We start from the raw sequence: 16,929 nt of genomic DNA on the forward strand, positions 1-16,929 counted from the left end.
TTGTGCGGCGCTTCAGGGGACACAAGCCGCACCAACCGGCGCTCGAACCGGCGCGTCAACCGGCGCTCGGCCGCCGTCGCGATCCTGTGATCCACATGTGATCCGGTTCGCTTCGGCGAGTTCGCTGCAACGGGAGTGCGAGTCGTGACGTCCCTGTCGGTGAGTGGACGTGACGCGACGCCTGTCGGGCGATGGGACACCTGTCGGACGGGTCGCTGGCGAGTGTCACGGTTTAGGTAGATATGAACACTTTCCGCAAAGCCTTGGTTCCGCAGAGTGAATAAGGGGCTCAATAGCAGATCCCGGCTTGACTGCCCCGGATCGGCACACTTGTAATTTCACTCGTGTCGTTCAGCCGAAATCGGTAACGGCAGCACCACGGGGACGCGAAGACAGACGAGGGGCGCATATGACCGAGCTGGTTCAGGAACTGCTGGTCGAAGACGCGGACGACGAACTCGGCTGGCAGGAGCGCGCACTGTGCGCCCAGACCGACCCCGAGTCCTTCTTCCCCGAGAAGGGCGGCTCCACCCGCGAGGCCAAGAAGGTCTGCCTCGCCTGCGAGGTCCGCTCGGAATGCCTTGAGTACGCGCTTGCGAACGACGAACGCTTCGGCATCTGGGGCGGCCTCTCGGAGCGCGAACGCCGCCGCCTGAAGAAAGCGGCCGTCTGATCCGCCCCCTCCCGAAACCGTCCCTCCGCCCGCCCATCCGCCCCTACCAGGGACGGGTGGGCGGCGCCATGTGACGCACCCGCGAGGCATACCGGCCAGGCACTCCCCAGTTGTCCACAGGCGGCGGGCCGTTGTGTTCCCAGCCGTTAGTGTGGGGCCCCGTCCGAGACGCCACGGCGCCCCCACAGGGCACGGGCGTCCACCGCAGTCCAGCGAACCGGGGCCCGTACCTCGATGTCCGTGCACAGCCACCCCCCAGACCACGACGGCGCCGCCGCCGGGTTCGACCCGTCCCGCGCGGCCGGGTTCGATCCGGCGAGCCCACCCGAATTCCCGCGGCACGTCGTGACAGCGGTGCTCGTCTCCCACGACGGCGCCCGCTGGCTGCCCGACGCGCTCGCCGGACTGCTCGGCCAGGACCGCCCCGTACAGAACGCGATCGCGGCCGACACCGGCAGCGCCGACGACTCCGCGCGCCTGGTCACCGAGGCCCTCGGCGACGACCGCGTGCTGCACCTGGCCCGCCGCTCCGGCTTCGGCACCGCCGTCGACGAGGCCGTGCGCACGGCCCCCCTCCTCACCCCGGAGGACCTGCCGTACCTGAAGCGCCCCAGCGGCTGGGACCCGGTGAGCCGCACCTGGCGCGACGAGGCCTACGACCTGCCGGACCTGCCGCACGGCGAGCCCGAGCAGTGGCTGTGGCTCCTGCACGACGACTGCGCGCCCGAGCCCGGCGCCCTCGCCGAACTGCTGCGCGCCGTCGAGGCGGAGCGCGAGGCGGGCAGCGAGGTCGCGGTCGTCGGCCCCAAGCTCCGCGGCTGGTACGACCGCCGACAACTCCTCGAGGTCGGCGTCTCCATCGCCCACTCGGGCCGCCGCTGGACCGGCCTCGACCGGCGCGAACAGGACCAGGGCCAGCACGACCACGTACGCCCCGTGCTCTCCGTGTCCACCGCGGGCATGCTGATCCGCCGTGAGGTCTTCGAGCAGCTCGGCGGGTTCGACCGCCGACTGCCCCTCATGCGCGACGACGTCGACCTGTGCTGGCGCGCCCACGCGGCCGGACACCGCGTCCTGGTCGCCCCCGACGCCGTCGTGCGGCACGCGGAGGCCGCCTCGCGCGAGCGCCGCACCGTCGACTGCGTGGGCCGTACGGCGACCTCGCCGCACCGCGTCGACAAGGCGGGCGCGGTCTACGCCCTGCTCGCCAACTCCCGCACCGCCGTGCTGCCCTGGGTCCTCGTCCGGCTCGTCGTCGGCACCCTGCTGCGCACGCTCGGCCTGCTCCTGGGCAAGGCGCCCGGCCAGGCCCTCGACGAGGTCGCCGGGCTCTTCGGCACGCTGCTGCGGCCCGAGCGGATCCTGGCCGCCCGCAAGAAGCGCGGCAGGCCGCAGCCGACCGCCGGCGAGATGCGCCCCCTGTTCCCGCCGCCCGGCGCCACGGTGCGCGCCACCGTCGAGCAGCTCGCGGGCCACCTCGGCGGCGATTCCGACCCCGAGATCTCCGCCGCCGGACGGCACGGGGCCGTCGAGTCGGGACCCGGCGGGGACGACGCCGACTTCCTGGAGATCGAGCAGTTCGCGCGCCTCAAGCGCGTCGCCCGCAAGCCCGGACCGCTGCTCTTCGTCATCCTGCTCTTCGTGTCGCTCGTCGCCTGCCGGTCCCTGCTCGGCGGCGGCGCGCTCGCGGGCGGCGCGCTCCTGCCCGCGCCCGCCGACGCCTCGGACCTGTGGTCCCGGTACGCCGACGCGTGGCACCCCGTGGGCATCGGCGGCACGGACGCGGCACCCCCTTACCTGGCCCTCCTGGCCGGCCTGGCGACGCTCCTGTTCGGCTCCACCGGGCTCGCCGTCACCGTCCTCCTGATCGGCTCGGTGCCGCTCGCGGGCTTCACCGCCTACTTCGCGTCCCGGCCCCTGGTCACCTCCCGGCTGCTGCGCGCGTGGGCGTCCGTCGCGTACGCCTTCCTGCCCGCCACCACCGGCGCGCTCGCGGGCGGACGCATCGGCACCGCCGTCCTCGCCGTCCTGCTGCCGCTCATCGCGCGCGCCGGAGCCTCGGCCGCCGGGCTCACGGCCCAGGACGGCGGCCGCGGCAGCTGGCGCGCCACCTGGGCGTACGCGCTGCTGCTCACCGTCACCACGGCCTTCACGCCCATCGTGTGGCCCATCGCCGCCGTCGTCGGCCTCCTGGTGCTCGCCCTGCGCCGCGCCGACCTCGTCGCGTACGGCACGCGCTTCCTGGCCGCCGTCGGCACGCCGCTGCTCGTCCTCGCGCCCTGGTCCCTCACGCTGCTGCCGACCGGCTTCTTCAAGGAGGCCGGTCTCGCGTACGGCACGGGCTCCGCGTCCGCGCTCGACCTGCTCGGCGGCAGCCCCGGCGGCCCCGGCACCGTGCACGGCCTGCTGCTCATCGGCATCGTCCTGGCCGCGCTCGCCGCCCTGCTGCGCGCCGAGCGGCAGCTGGCCGTCCGCACCGCCTGGGCCGTCGCCCTGGTCGCGCTGGTCTTCGCCGCCCTGTCGAACGGCTCGGCGTGGTCGGGCCCGGCCACGCTCGCGTACGGCATCGCGCTGCTCGCCGCCGCCGCGCTCGGGGCCGACGGCGCACGCGCGCGCGTCGCCGAGCAGAGCTTCGGCTGGCGCCAGCCGGTGGCCGCGCTCATCGCGTTCGCCACGGCCGCGGGGCCGCTGCTCGCCGCCGCCGGGTGGATGATCCGCGGCGCCGACGGCCCGCTGGAGCGCCGCGACCCGGTGCAGGTGCCTGCGTTCGTCGCCGAGGAGAGCCGCACCCAGGACCAGGCCCGCACGCTCGTCCTGGACAGCGAGTCCCCGGCCGAGGTCGCCTACATGCTGGTCCGCGGCTCCGGCGCCCGCCTCGGCGACGCCGAACTCGCCGCGAAGGACGGCACGGACGCCCGCCTCGACCGCATCGTCGCCCGCCTCCTCGCGGGCTCCGGCGCCGACCAGGCCGACCAGCTCGGCGGCTACGCGGTGCGCTACGTCCTCGTCCGCGACGGCGCGCCCCGCCAGCTCAGCCGCACCCTGGACACCACGCCGGGCCTGACCCGGCTCAGCCAGGAGGACGGCAGCGCCCTGTGGCGCGTGGACCGGCAGGTCGCCCGCGCGGCCGTCGTCTCCGGCTCCCAGGACCCCGAGCCGGTCGCCGCGGGCCCCGTGGAGGTGCACACGAAGGTCCCGTCCGGTGCCGAGGGCCGCGTGCTGCGCCTCGCCGACGCGGCGGACCCGGGCTGGACGGCGACCCTGGACGGCCGCGCGCTGACCAGGACCACCGTGGACGGCTGGGCCCAGGGCTTCGAACTGCCCGCGTCGGGCGGCCGCTTGGACATCACGTACGACCCTCCGGCCACCCACACGGCGCTGCTGTGGACGCAGGGCGCCCTCGCGCTCGTCCTGGTGGTCCTCGCGCTGCCCGGCCGCCGCCGTGACGTGGACGACGACCTCCCGGAGGAGCAGCTGTTGCCCGCGCAGGCGACCGCGGGCGAGGGCCGCAGGGCGCGCAGGCTGCGGGCCCAGGGCGAACAGGGCCCCCAGGAGGGCGCGTTCCCCCACGGCATCCCCGAAGAGGCCGCTCTGGGCGCGGTCCCGCCCCAGCACACCCCCGCGCCACCCCAGCACGCGCCCGCCCAGGGCGAGTGGCAGACCCCCGCCCACGCGGGCGCCGACCAGGGCGCGTACGGCGGCGAACAGCACCACCAGAGCGGCCAGTACGCCTCCGGAGGCTACGACCAGGCGTACCAGGCGGACCCCTACCAGGGCGCCCAGTACGACCCGTACGCCTACGAAGGCACGTACGGCACGTACGAGACGCACCCCGGTTACGGCCAGACGTACGGCTCCTACGACGCCACGGACGCCGCCCACCCGCAGCACCCGCCGGTGCCGCCGCGCCCCGCGCACGGCACCGACAGTGAGCGTCCCGACGGGAGCCAGCAGTGAACCGCACCACCCTGTCCCTGATCGCCGCGGCGGCGGCCCTGGCCGCCGTGACCGGTTTCGCCGCCGTCAACGCCCCCGCGGGCGACGACGGCGCGGCGGCGGCGAAGCGGCTGCCCGTGGAGCGCACGAGCCTGCTGTGCCCGGAGCCCAGCACGTCCGACCTCGCGGAGACGACGTACACGGCGTTCACGCCCGCGTCACGGGCCTCGTCGGGGCGTGCGGGCGGGGCCGCGCTGTTCCCCGTCGTCAAGCAGCTCACGGACGCGCCGCAGGGCGGCAAGGGCAAGGGCGCCAAGCCGTTCCTGACCCAGAAGGAGCCCGGGAAGCCGGTCTCCGGCGAGGAGTCGGGCGCGGAGGCCCCCACGCTCATCGGCAGCGCCGACGGCCGCCTCGCGCCCGGCTGGACCGCCCAGCAGACGACCTCGGTCAGCGCGGGCGCGGGGCGCGGTCTGCACGGCACCAACTGCACGGCCCCGGACACCGACTTCTGGTTCCCGGGCGCAGGCACCGCCAAGGGCCGCAACGACTACGTCCACCTGATGAACCCGGATGACGCGGCGGCGGTCGTGGACATCGAGCTGTACGGCCCCGGCGGCCCTCTGAAGGCCGAGGTCGGCGAGTCCATCCAGATCCAGCCGCGCTCCAGCGTCCCCGTGCTCCTGTCCACGCTCACGCCCAAGCCGCAGACCAACCTCACGATGCACGTCACCGCGCGCAGCGGCCGCGTCGCCGCCGCCGTGCAGTCCTCGGACGAGGAGCTGGGCGGCGACTGGCTGCCCGCCGCCACCGACCCGGCGCCCCGGCTGGTGCTGCCGGGCATCCCGAAGGACGCGACCTCGGTCCGCCTCGTCGCCTTCGCGCCCGGCGCCGACGACGCCGACCTGAAGGTCCAACTCGCCTCGCCCACCGGCTCGATCACCCCGGCCGGGCACGAGAACCTGCACGTGAAGTCGGGCATGACGGCGGCGGTGGACCTGGGCGACCTGACGAAGGGGGAGGCGGGTTCCCTGGTCCTCACCCCCACGGAGGACCCCGTCCCGGTCGTGGCGGCGCTCCGCGTCACCCGCGGCAAGGGCGCCAAGCAGGAGACGGCGTTCATCCCGGCGACCGCCCCCGTGGGCGCCCGCGCCACCGTCGCCGACAACCGTGCCAAGGGCACCACGCTCTCCCTGACGGCCCCCGACAAGACCGCCCGCGTCAAGGTGACCGCGTCCCCGGGCACGGAGGCGGGCGAGGCCACCAGCAAGACGTACACGGTCAAGGCGGGCACGACGCTCGCCGTCGCCCCGCCCGCGCCCTCCGGCCTGCGGGGCTCCTACGCCCTCACCCTGGAGCCCCAGTCGGACGCCCCTGTCTACGCCTCCCGCATGCTGGAGATCCCCGAGAACGGCATCCCCATGTTCACGATCCAGTCCCTGCCGGACGACAGGGGCACGGTGGAGGTGCCGAGGGCGAAGCAGGACCTGGAGGTACTGCAGAAGTAGCGCGGGGCCGGTGCGTCAGTCCTCGCCGTAGCGCGGGTCCACCGACTCCGGGGAGAGCCCGAGGAGCTCGGCGACCTGCTCGACGACCACCTCGTGGACGAGCGCCGCCCGCTCGTCCCGCCCCTTGGTCCGGATCTCCACGGGCCGCCGGTAGATGACGACCCGCGCGGGCCGTCCCTCGGACGCCGACACGGTCCCCCCGAGCGGCACGGTCTCCGCGGTCCACTCCTCGTCCGGGGCGCCCCCGCTGACGGGAGGCACCTCGAGCACCAGGAAGTCGATCTCGGTGAGTTGCGGCCAGCGCCGCTCCAGGCGCTCCACCGAGTCCTGCACGAGGTCGGTGAAGGCCTCGGCACGGCTCGTGGACAGGGGGACCTGCGGCGGCGCCACGGGGCCGCGCATGCCCCTGCCGTGGCGGTCGCGGCGGCGGGGCCTCGGCTCGGCGGAGCGGGGCTGTACGGGGTCGTCCATCACTCACGAAGCGTAGTCCCCGAGATCGCCCTTTCCGCGCGGAGCACGGCATGTCGTTTCCTGACCATTCCAGCCAAGCTTGGGCACGATTGTGCATCTCTCCTGTACCACCGATCTCGCCCTGATTGGCAGGATTTGTTCCTGGTGGTGACCGGGTTCAACACCACAGGCCCCGTTGGTCCCTTGTGTCTACGCAGGTCAGAGCGGTGCTTTCCGGACACGCCACGCACGGTGGTACCGCACGACACGGGGGAGTGACCTGGTGGAGAGTCGTCGCGGCCCGCTCAAGAGTGCGGTACCGTCCAACGTCGTGAGCCCTGTACGTCGCTGTTCGCGCACCGCTTGCGGCCGACCCGCCGTCGCGACGCTGACGTACGTCTACGCCGACTCGACCGCGGTCCTCGGCCCCCTCGCCACCTACGCCGAACCCCACTGCTACGACCTGTGCGCCGAGCACTCCGAGCGCCTGACCGCGCCGCGCGGCTGGGAGGTCGTCCGGCTCGCCGACGGCTCGGGCCCGGCCCGGCCCAGCGGCGACGACCTCGAAGCCCTCGCCAACGCCGTGCGGGAGGCCGCACGGCCCCAGGAGCGCGCCGCGGGGGCGGGCGGCGGCTCGCGCGGAGCGGACCCCATGGAGGTCGCGCGCCGCGGCCACCTGCGGGTGCTGCGCTCGCCGGACAACTGAGCCCGGACGCTGAACTCGGACACCTGTGTCCGGGAAGCTGAGTCCGGACGGCTGAGCCCGGACACCTGTGTCCGCGCAGCTGAGCCTGGACGGGTGAGCCCGCACGGCTGAGCACAGCCCTCGCCCGACGGCTGAGGGCGACCGGGACGCATTCCGGCCAGTCCCTTCCCGCGCCGCCGGGCGCGCGCTCCGCACGCCCATGAGTGAATCCTCACCGGCACACGGATTGACGGCTGTTCGCCGAGGCCACGACTATTTCGCCACCCCGTGATCAAGGGATCATCCAGGGAGGCACCCGTGTTCGTGCAGCAACTGGAGCCCGTGGCCGACTCGCTCGGCCTGTCCGCACTCGTCGCGACCCTTCCCCTGCTCACCGTCCTCGTCCTCCTCGGCGCCGTCCGCATGAAGGCGCACCGGGCCGGGCTCATCGGCCTCTGCGCTGCCGTGGCCGTCGCCTGGCTCGTGTTCGGCATGCCCCTCGGCCAGACCGCCTCCAGCGCCGCCCAGGGGGCCGTCTTCGGGCTCTTCCCCATCCTGTGGATCGTCGTCAACGCCCTGTGGGTGTACCGGATGACCGTCCGCACCCGGCACTTCGACGTCCTCAGACGCTCCTTCGGGCGACTCTCCGACGACCCGCGCATCCAGGCGCTCGTCGTCGCCTTCTGCTTCGGCGCGCTCCTCGAAGCGCTCGCGGGCTTCGGTGCGCCCGTCGCGATCAGCGCGGTCATGCTGGTGGCGCTCGGCTTCGACCCGGTGCGCGCCGCGGTCGTCGCCCTCGTCGCCAACACCGCGCCCGTCGCCTTCGGAGCCATGGGCACCCCCGTGGTGACGCTCGCGCAAGTCACCGGCCTCCCCCTGGACACCGTCGCCACCGTGGTCGGCCGCCAGACCCCGCTGCTCGCGCTCGTCGTGCCGCTGCTCCTGGTCGCCCTCGTCGACGGGCGGCGCGGCCTGCGCGAGACCTGGGTGCCCGCCCTCGTCTGCGGCTTCGCCTTCGCCGCCGCGCAGTTCACGGCCTCCAACTACGTCTCCGCGCAACTGGCCGACATCGGCGCCGCCTTGGCGGGCGCGGGCGCCCTCGTGGCCGTGCCGCACGCGCGCAGGCCCGCAGCCGAGCCCGTGCGCGCCGCGGTCCTCACCGGCGCGCGCAGCGAGGACCTCGACCACGACGACCCGCGCGCGGACGTGCTGCGCGCCTACGCCCCGTACGCCCTGATCGTCGCGATCTTCTCCGTAGCGCAGATCCCGCCCGTCAAGGACTTCCTCACCGAGGCCACCCGCACCTTCGACTGGCCCTTCCTGGACGTCGCCGACCCCGCGGGCGACCCGGTCGGGGGCAACGTCTTCGCGCTGCCCCTGGTCGCCACCGGCGGCACGCTCGTGCTGCTCGCCGGGTTCGGGACGGCCGCCGTGCTCGGCGTCCACGCGCGCGGGGCGGCACGGGAGTGGGCGGCGACCGTCCACGAACTGCGGTTCGCGATCCTGACCGTGACGAGCGTCCTCGCGCTCGCGTACGTCATGAACCTCTCCGGACAGGCCGCCACCATCGGGCACTTCGTGGCCGACGCGGGCGCGGGCCTCGCCTTCCTCTCGCCGGTGCTCGGCTGGTTCGGCGTTGCGGTGACCGGCTCGGACACCTCGGCGAACGCGCTGTTCGGCGCCCTCCAGGTGACCGCGGCCGAACAGTCGGGCCTCTCGCCCGAACTCCTCGCCGCCGCCAACAGCTCGGGCGGTGTGCTCGGCAAGATGATCTCCCCGCAGAACCTGACCATCGCGTGCGCGGCCGTCGGACTCGCGGGCAAGGAGGGCGATCTGCTGCGCAAGGTGCTGCCCTGGAGCCTCGGCCTGCTGCTCGTGATGTGCCTGATCGTGGTGGGCCAGAGCACGGCGGCGCTCGGCTGGATGCTTCCCTGACGTCCTTGTGTAACGCCGCCACAACCCGCTGTCAGTGGTTGGAGGTAGTTTGGGGGCGCCGTAGGAAGTCCGTAGGAAGTCCGTCGACGAAGTCCGCCGCGTGCGGCCGCCCGCCCGGGCACCCCACGCGTCGCTGAACGTACGTAAAGAGAGGCTTGGCCGTGGCTGCTGATCTGTCCCAGATCGTGAAGGCGTACGACGTGCGCGGGGTCGTCCCGGACCAGTGGGACGAGACCCTGGCCGAGCAGTTCGGCGCCGCCTTCGCGCGCGTGACGGGCGCGGCCGCGATCGTCGTGGGGCACGACATGCGGCCCTCCTCGCCCGGTCTCTCCGGCGCCTTCGCGCGCGGCGCGGCCGCCCTCGGCGTGGACGTCACCGAGATCGGCCTGTGCTCCACGGACCAGCTGTACTACGCCTCGGGCGCGTTGAACCTGCCGGGGGCGATGTTCACCGCCTCGCACAACCCGGCGCAGTACAACGGCATCAAGATGTGCCGCGCGGGCGCCGCCCCGGTGGGCCAGGACACCGGCCTCGCCGACATCCGCGCACTGGTGGAGGGCTGGGCGCAGTCAGGCGCCCCCGAGCCGGCGGCCACCCCCGGCACGCTCACCCGCCAGGACACCCTCAAGGACTACGCGGCCCATCTGCGGTCCCTGGTCGACCTGTCCGCGATCCGGCCCCTGAAGGTGGTCGTGGACGCGGGCAACGGCATGGGTGGCCACACCGTGCCCACCGTCTTCGAGGGCCTGCCGCTGACGCTGGTGCCGATGTACTTCGAGCTGGACGGCACCTTCCCCCACCACGAGGCCAACCCGCTGGACCCGGCGAACATCGTCGACCTCCAGCAGCGCGTGCGCGCAGAAGGCGCCGACCTGGGCATCGCCTTCGACGGCGACGCCGACCGCTGCTTCGTCGTCGACGAGAACGGCGACCCGGTCTCCCCATCGGCGATCACCGCCCTGGTCGCCGCCCGCGAACTCGCCAAGCACGGCGGCTCCGGCACGGTCATCCACAACCTGATCACCTCCTGGACCGTCCCGGAGGTCGTGCGGGAGAACGGCGGCACGCCGGTCCGCACGCGCGTGGGGCACTCCTTCATCAAGGAGGAGATGGCCAAGTCGGGGGCCATCTTCGGCGGCGAGCACTCCGCGCACTACTACTTCCGCGACTTCTGGAACGCCGACACCGGCATGCTCGCCGCCCTGCACGTCCTGGCCGCCCTCGGCGGCCAGGAAGGCCCCCTGTCGGGCCTCGTGGAGCAGTACGACCGCTATGTGGGCTCCGGCGAGATCAACTCCACGGTGGCCGACCAGCAGGCCCGCCTCGCCGCGATCAGGGCCGCATACGAAGGCCAGGACGGCGTCACCCTCGACGAGCTGGACGGCCTGACGGTCACGACGGCCGACTGGTGGTTCAACGTCCGCGCCTCCAACACGGAGCCGCTCCTCCGCCTCAACGCGGAGGCCCGCGACCAGCAGACCATGGAGAAGACCCGCGACGCGGCCCTGGCGATCATCAGGGCGTAGCCGCATCGCCCCTCGCGGCACAGGGGGAGCCCGGGGAAGGGTGGGCATGAACGTCCACCGGGCCCGCAGAGCGACACCGGGGGAGGGGCGGGCCGGAGCCACCCTCTCCCCGGGCAGGGCCCCCGCCCCCAGGGGCCCGCCCCCGCCCAAGGCCCCCAGGCCAGCGATAGGCTGGGCGGGCCGCACGACCCCACCCCGAAGGGACCACCCCATGCCGCTCGAAGCCGGCCTCCTGGAGATCCTCGCCTGCCCGGCCTGCCACGCCCCTCTCAAGGAGACGGACGACGAGCTGGTCTGCACCGCGGAAGGCACCGACTGCGGCCTCGCGTACCCGATCCGCGACGGCATCCCCGTACTCCTGGTCGACGAGGCCCGCCGCCCCGAGTAAGGATCAGACGAGGGCGGGCGCGCACCCCGCACGGACGCCCGCCCGCACCCCTGCCGCGCACGGCGATCGGAGGCCGGACCCCCATGCTCGACGAGTCGCTCCTGGACGCCCCCGACGAGCTCGCCCGCGCAGACCTGCGTGATCTGCTGCGCGGCGCCGCCGAAGCGGGCGCCCGCGTACGGACCGCGGTCCGGCACGCCACCGAATCCGGGGTCACCGAGCTGAAACCGGACGGCCGCCCCCGCACCGTCCTGATCGCGGGCCCCGGCACGGCCGCCGCCGGCGTTGCCGACCTCATCGGCGCCCTCGTGGGCACCGGCTGCCCCGTCATCAGGCTCGCCCCCACCGGCGTCGCCCCCGCGGCGGGCGCCCTGCGCTGGTCCCTGCCCGGCTGGGTCGGCCCCGTGGACCTGCTGCTCATCGCCACGCCCGACGGCACCGAGCCGGGCCTCGCGCTCCTCGCCGAGCAGTCCTACCGCCGCGGCTGCACCGTCGCCGCCGTGGCCCCGGCCCGCTCCCCGCTCGCCGAGGGCGTCAGCGGCTCGCACGGCCTCACCGTCCCGATGGCCGTGGCGCCCCGGCCCAGCACGGACGACGCCGACGGCACGGGCGCCCCGGCCGCCGCCCCCGGCACCCTGTGGTCCCTGCTCGTCCCGCTGCTCGCCCTGCTCGACCGCACCGGCCTGGTCACCGCCCCCGCGGAGACCCTCCAGAAGGTCGCCGACCGGCTCGACGGCGTCGCGGAGCGCTGCGGCCCCGCCGTCGCGACCTATCACAACCCCGCCAAGACCCTCGCGACCGAGCTGGCCGAAGCACTGCCGCTGATCTGGACCGAGGGCGAGACCGCGGGCCCCGTGGGCCGCCGCTTCGCCGCCGCGCTCGCCGAGCTGGCCGGGCACCCCGCGCTCGCCGCCGAGCTGCCCGAAGCGCTGCCCGCACACGCCTCGCTGCTCGCGCGCGGCCTCACCGGCGCCGCCGACAGCGACGACTTCTTCCGCGACCGCGTCGACGACCCGGGGCCCCTGCGCGCCCGCGCGGTCCTGCTGCGCGACCGCCCCGCCGACGCGGGCGGCCTCACCGCGGCGCCCGCCGCCCGCGAGCTCGCCCAGAGCCACGACATCGCCCTCAGCGAGCTCCACCCCGAGGACGGCGACGACCTGGAGCGCCTGGCCGAACTGATCGCCCTCACGGATTTCGCCGCCGTTTACCTGGCGCTCGCCTCCGGGAGCCGATCATGACCCCGGCTCCCGTACGGGCGCCCGCCCGCGTGCACCCGTACCCGTAGGGGCACGCGTACCCGCACCGAAGGACGCACCCGCCCGCGTCCCCGCACGCCCGTAAGGGAGACCCTTCCGTGGACCGCCTCACCAACACCATCCGCCCCTACGCCTGGGGTTCCACCACCGCCATCGCGGGTCTCCTCGGCGTCGAGCCGACCGGCGAACCGCAGGCCGAGATGTGGATGGGCGCCCACCCGGGCGCGCCCTCGCGCACCGAGCGCGGGCCGCTCAACGAGGTGATCGACGAGGATCCGCGCGCCGAGCTCGGCCCCCGCGCCGTCGACAAGTTCGGCCCACGCCTGCCCTTCCTCCTGAAGGTCCTGGCCGCGGGCGCCCCCCTGTCCGTACAGGTGCACCCGGACCTGGAGCAGGCCCGCGAGGGCTACGAGGACGAAGAGGCCCGCGGCATCCCGCTCGACGCGCCCCACCGCAACTACAAGGACGCCAACCACAAGCCCGAACTGATCTGCGCGCTCACGCCCTTCGACGGCCTGTGCGGCTTCCGCCCGCCCGCCGAGGCCGCCGACCTCATCGAGGGCCTCGCCGTGGACTCCCTCAAGCCGTACGTCGACCTGCTGCGCGCCAAGCCCGAGGACGCGGCGCTTCGCGAGGTCCTCACGGCCGTCCTCACCGCCGACCGCGAGGAGATGGCGCGCGCGGTCACCGAGGCCGCGGCCGCCGCCGAGCACCTCGGCGGCCCCTACGCCCCGTACGCCGGCGCGGCCCGCCACTTCCCCGGCGACCCCGGCGTCATCGCCGCCATGCTGCTCAACCACGTCACCCTCAAGCCCGGCGAAGCCCTCTACCTCGGCGCCGGAATCCCGCACGCCTACCTCAACGGCATGGGCGTCGAGATCATGGCCAACTCCGACAACGTGCTGCGCTGCGGCCTCACCCCCAAGCACGTCGACGTGCCCGAACTCCTGCGCGTCGTCCGCTTCGAGGCGAGCGACCCCGGCATCCTGCGCCCCGAGGCGTCCGCCGACGGCGAGGAGGTCTACGAGACGCCGATCGACGAGTTCCGGCTCTCCCGCTACGTCCTGCCCGAGGGCGACGCCCGGTACGACCTCACCGCCGGGACGCCGCAGATCCTGCTCTGCACGGCGGGCGAGGTCCGCGTGGGCGACCTCTCCCTCACACCCGGCGGATCCGTGTTCGTCCCCGCGGACGAGAAGGCCGACGTCCGTGGCAGCGGCACCCTTTTCCGCGCCACCGTGGTGGCCTGACCCACCCCACGCCTCCCGTGCTGCAACAATGACGCACCGCACCGGCCGGGCCCAGCGGCGCCCGGCCGTCGCGGAACGGAGAACGTACGCGTGTCACGCGGCAGGCGCGGCACGCAACGGAAGGGACAACGGGCACACATGAGTGCGTCAGGCGGAACAAAGGCGATCGTGGCGGCACTCGGCGCCAACCTAGCGATCGCGGTGGCCAAGTTCGTGGCGTTCCTCTTCAGCGGCTCGTCGTCGATGCTGGCCGAGAGCGTGCACTCGCTCGCCGACTCCGGCAACCAGGGCCTGCTGCTCCTCGGCGGCAAGAAGGCCCAGCGCGAGGCCACTCCGCAACACCCCTTCGGGTACGGCCGCGAGCGCTACATCTACGCGTTCCTCGTCTCCATCGTGCTCTTCTCCGTAGGCGGCATGTTCGCCCTCTACGAGGGCTACGAGAAGATCAAGCACCCGCACGACATCGAGCACTGGTACTGGCCGGTCGGCGTCCTGGTGTTCGCCATCATCGCCGAGTCGTTCTCCTTCCGGACGGCCATCAAGGAGTCCAACACCCTGCGCGGCTCGCTCTCCTGGAAGGAGTTCATCCGCCGCGCCAAGGCACCCGAGCTGCCCGTCGTCCTCCTGGAGGACTTCGGCGCCCTCGTCGGCCTGGTCCTCGCGCTCGGCGGCGTCGGCCTCGCGCTCGCCACGGGCAACGGCGTCTGGGACGGCGTCGGCACGCTCTGCATCGGCGCCCTGCTGATCCTCATCGCGATCGTCCTCGCGGCCGAGACCAAGTCGCTGCTGCTCGGCGAGGCCGCGGGCACCGAAGAGGTCAAGAAGATCGAGAAGGCCATCGTCGACGGCGACACCGTCACCCGCATCATCCACATGCGCACCCTCCACCTCGGCCCGGAGGAGCTGCTCGTCGCCGCCAAGATCGCCGTCCAGCACGACGACACCGCCCGCGAGATCGCCGACGCCATCAACGCCGCCGAGACCCGCATCCGCGAGGCCGTCCCGATCGCCCGGGTCATCTACTTGGAGCCGGACATATACCGCGAGGACGCGGCGACGACGGGCAGCTGACCGGGCTGAAGTCCTCCCCGCTGTGCCCACAGCGCCGGGCAACCGTCGAAACAGGGTGCACGTGAAAGGGGCCCCGCACCAACCACCAGGTGCGGGGCCCCTTTCACGTACCAAGGACCGGACTCACTGAACCTCTCGCAGCACTTCCAGCACCGCGGCCTCATCCGCCGCGGCCACAAGCCGCCCCCGGAACCCCTCGTCCATGAGCTTCCGCGACAGCAACGCGAGGATCCGCAGATGCTCGTCGCCCGCAGCGGCCTCAGGTACGGAGATCATGAAGATCAGCTTGGCCTTCGTGCCGTCGAGCGACCCCCACTCGATGCCCTCGGCCGACCGCGCGAAGCCCACGACCGGCGAGGTCACGGCATCGGTCTTGGCATGCGGGATCGCGATCTCCTCACCGAGTCCCGTGGTGCCCTGCGCCTCGCGGGCGAGCGCGGTCCGCACCAGTTCCTCCACATCGGTGACCTTGCCGGTACGCGCGAGCAGCCCGGCCATCTCGCGGATCGCGGCCTCCTTGTCGGCGGCGGCGAGCTCGACCTCGACGGTCTGCCGGGTGAGATAGCCCGAGAGGACCTCGGGTGCGGCACCCGCGGCCACCGGGAAAGCGGCCACCGGGGCCGAGGCGGCGGACTCCCGTCCTCCGCTCCGTGCGACTTCGGCACCGGTCCCGGCCACAGCCACCCCACCGGCCCCGGCGCCCACACCCGCCAGCACCGGCTCGGCCGCACCCGCCCCGCCGACCGGCGTCACCCCGCGCCGCCTCCGCTCGCTCAGATCCACCAGCGACACGGTGGCGAGGGCGGTGACGGCCGTTCCCGCGGCCACGGCGACGAAGAACATCGGCACACCGCCGACCGCACCGAGCACCGCGACGATCGGCCCGCCGTGCGGTACTGCGTCCTTCACGCTCGCGAGGCCCGCGATCGCACCGGCCACGGCACCGCCGAGCATGTTCGCGGGAATGACCTGCGCGGGTCGCGCCGCCGCAAACGGAATTGCACCTTCCGAAATCCCGAACAACCCCATGAACAGCGATGCGAGCCCGGTCTCCCGCTCCTGCTCCGTGTAGAGCCGCTTGCGGATCAGCGTCGCGAGCCCCTGCCCGAGCGGCATCACCGGAATCGCGGCCGCGCACATGCCCATGACCGTCTGGTTGCCGGTGGCGATGAGCCCCGCGCCGAACAGGAACGCCGTCTTGTTGACCGGACCGCCCATGTCGAAGGCGATCATCAGCCCCAGGATCGCGCCGAGCAGGATCGCGCTCGTGCCCGTCATCCCGCTGAGCCAGTCCGTCAGATGCTCGAAGACCCACGAGATCGGCTTGCCGATGACGTAGATGAAGAAGAGCCCGAGCGCGCTCGTCGCCAGGATCGGGATCACGATGATCGGCATGATCGGCTGGACGAACTTCGGGACCTTGACCTTCTTGATCCACAGCACCAGATACCCGGCCAGGAACCCGGTCACGATCGCCCCGATGAAGCCCGCCCCCGCCTTGGAGTCGTACAGCTCACCGGTGTTGGCGATCCAGCCGCCGATCATGCCCGGCACCAGGGCGGGCCGGTCCCCGATCGCGTACGCGATGTACCCCGACAGGATCGGCACCATCAGCGTGAACCCGATGACGCCGATCTGGTTCACGTGCATCCAGAACGAGTCGTCCGGGATGACGAGCCCGCCCTTCGGGTCGGTGTGCCCGCCGAGCGACAGCGAGATCGCGATCAGCAGACCGCCGACCACGACGAACGGGATCATGTACGAGACGCCGTTCATCAGCGCCTTGTACGCGACGCTCCGCTCCCGGCCGCCGCCCCCGCCACCGGTGGCCGCGCCCGTGCCGCCGCTCCCGGCGCCGTCGCCGCCCTGCACGGGCGCGCTCCCGACCCGCTCGATCAGCCGCTCGGGGTGGCTGATGCCCTCGGAAACCCCGACGGACAGCACGCGCTTGCCCGCGAACCTGCCGCGGTCCACGTCCTTGTCGGCCGCGATGATGATGCCGTCCGCCTCTCTGACATCGTTGTCAGACAGCACGTTCTCGGCCCCGATCGAGCCTTGCGTCTCCACCTTCATGTCGACGCCGAGGCGGTCGGCGGCCTGCTGGAGCTTCTCCGCCGCCATGTACGTGTGGGCGATGCCGGTCGGGCAGGCGGTCACCGCGAGCAGCTTCAGCCTCTTCTGCCCGTCGGCGCCGGTCGGGGGGTCGGCCGGACTGGTCACGTGGTTCTCCTAACGCCTTGACCGAACAAGATCG

The 16,929-nt window shown here is 73.4% G+C and carries 12 protein-coding genes; 10 read left to right on the forward strand and 2 right to left on the reverse strand.

Going from position 1 to position 16,929, the window contains the following annotated elements:
* Positions 1 to 409 precede the first annotated feature (409 nt).
* The 3 genes from AC5WAM_RS24490 (at position 410) to AC5WAM_RS24500 (ending at position 6,114) form a co-directional block, all read left to right on the forward strand.
* Positions 410 to 673 (forward strand): WhiB family transcriptional regulator, encoded by a 264-nt coding sequence (locus AC5WAM_RS24490; protein ID WP_030672713.1) that lies wholly within the window; start codon positions 410 to 412, stop codon positions 671 to 673.
* A gap of 234 nt (positions 674 to 907) precedes the next feature.
* Positions 908 to 4,630 carry a glycosyltransferase gene (locus tag AC5WAM_RS24495; RefSeq protein ID WP_495518811.1) on the forward strand — a complete coding sequence of 1,241 codons (3,723 nt, stop codon included), beginning with the start codon at positions 908 to 910 and terminating at the stop codon, positions 4,628 to 4,630.
* Entirely contained in the window at positions 4,627 to 6,114 is a 1,488-nt protein-coding gene (locus tag AC5WAM_RS24500; RefSeq protein WP_495518812.1) for a DUF5719 family protein, read from the forward strand. Before AC5WAM_RS24495 ends, AC5WAM_RS24500 begins: the two co-directional genes overlap by 4 nt.
* 15 nt (positions 6,115 to 6,129) lie before the next feature.
* On the opposite strand, the gene AC5WAM_RS24505 is transcribed toward AC5WAM_RS24500, so the two are convergent.
* On the reverse strand, positions 6,130 to 6,585 hold the full coding sequence (locus AC5WAM_RS24505) for a metallopeptidase family protein (protein ID WP_366791572.1): 456 nt from the start codon (positions 6,583 to 6,585) through the stop codon (positions 6,130 to 6,132).
* 262 nt (positions 6,586 to 6,847) lie between these two features.
* On the opposite strand from AC5WAM_RS24505, the gene AC5WAM_RS24510 reads away from it, so the two are divergent.
* The 7 genes from AC5WAM_RS24510 to AC5WAM_RS24540 all read left to right on the forward strand — a co-directional run bounded on the left by AC5WAM_RS24510 (position 6,848) and on the right by AC5WAM_RS24540 (position 14,675).
* Entirely contained in the window at positions 6,848 to 7,270 is a 423-nt protein-coding gene (locus tag AC5WAM_RS24510; RefSeq protein WP_366791468.1) for a DUF3499 domain-containing protein, read from the forward strand.
* A 297-nt stretch (positions 7,271 to 7,567) separates the two neighbouring features.
* Positions 7,568 to 9,184 (forward strand): L-lactate permease, encoded by a 1,617-nt coding sequence (locus AC5WAM_RS24515; RefSeq protein WP_495518813.1) that lies wholly within the window; start codon positions 7,568 to 7,570, stop codon positions 9,182 to 9,184.
* A gap of 161 nt (positions 9,185 to 9,345) precedes the next feature.
* Positions 9,346 to 10,710, forward strand: a complete 1,365-nt coding sequence (locus tag AC5WAM_RS24520; protein WP_495518814.1) for a phosphomannomutase/phosphoglucomutase — start codon at positions 9,346 to 9,348, stop codon at positions 10,708 to 10,710.
* A 211-nt stretch (positions 10,711 to 10,921) separates the two neighbouring features.
* Positions 10,922 to 11,098 carry a Trm112 family protein gene (locus AC5WAM_RS24525; protein ID WP_138960070.1) on the forward strand — a complete coding sequence of 59 codons (177 nt, stop codon included), beginning with the start codon at positions 10,922 to 10,924 and terminating at the stop codon, positions 11,096 to 11,098.
* An 83-nt stretch (positions 11,099 to 11,181) separates the two neighbouring features.
* On the forward strand, positions 11,182 to 12,336 hold the full coding sequence (locus tag AC5WAM_RS24530) for an SIS domain-containing protein (protein ID WP_495518815.1): 1,155 nt from the start codon (positions 11,182 to 11,184) through the stop codon (positions 12,334 to 12,336).
* A 116-nt stretch (positions 12,337 to 12,452) separates the two neighbouring features.
* Positions 12,453 to 13,604: a mannose-6-phosphate isomerase, class I gene (gene manA, locus AC5WAM_RS24535; RefSeq protein ID WP_495518816.1), complete on the forward strand. Its 1,152-nt coding sequence runs from the start codon at positions 12,453 to 12,455 to the stop codon at positions 13,602 to 13,604.
* A gap of 138 nt (positions 13,605 to 13,742) precedes the next feature.
* On the forward strand, positions 13,743 to 14,675 hold the full coding sequence (locus AC5WAM_RS24540; protein ID WP_495518817.1) for a cation diffusion facilitator family transporter: 933 nt from the start codon (positions 13,743 to 13,745) through the stop codon (positions 14,673 to 14,675).
* Between the two features lie 123 nt (positions 14,676 to 14,798).
* On the opposite strand, the gene AC5WAM_RS24545 is transcribed toward AC5WAM_RS24540, so the two are convergent.
* Entirely contained in the window at positions 14,799 to 16,895 is a 2,097-nt protein-coding gene (locus AC5WAM_RS24545) for a fructose-specific PTS transporter subunit EIIC (RefSeq protein WP_495518818.1), read from the reverse strand.
* Positions 16,896 to 16,929 lie beyond the last annotated feature (34 nt).

Source organism: Streptomyces sp. JLYT201, from assembly GCF_059448825.1.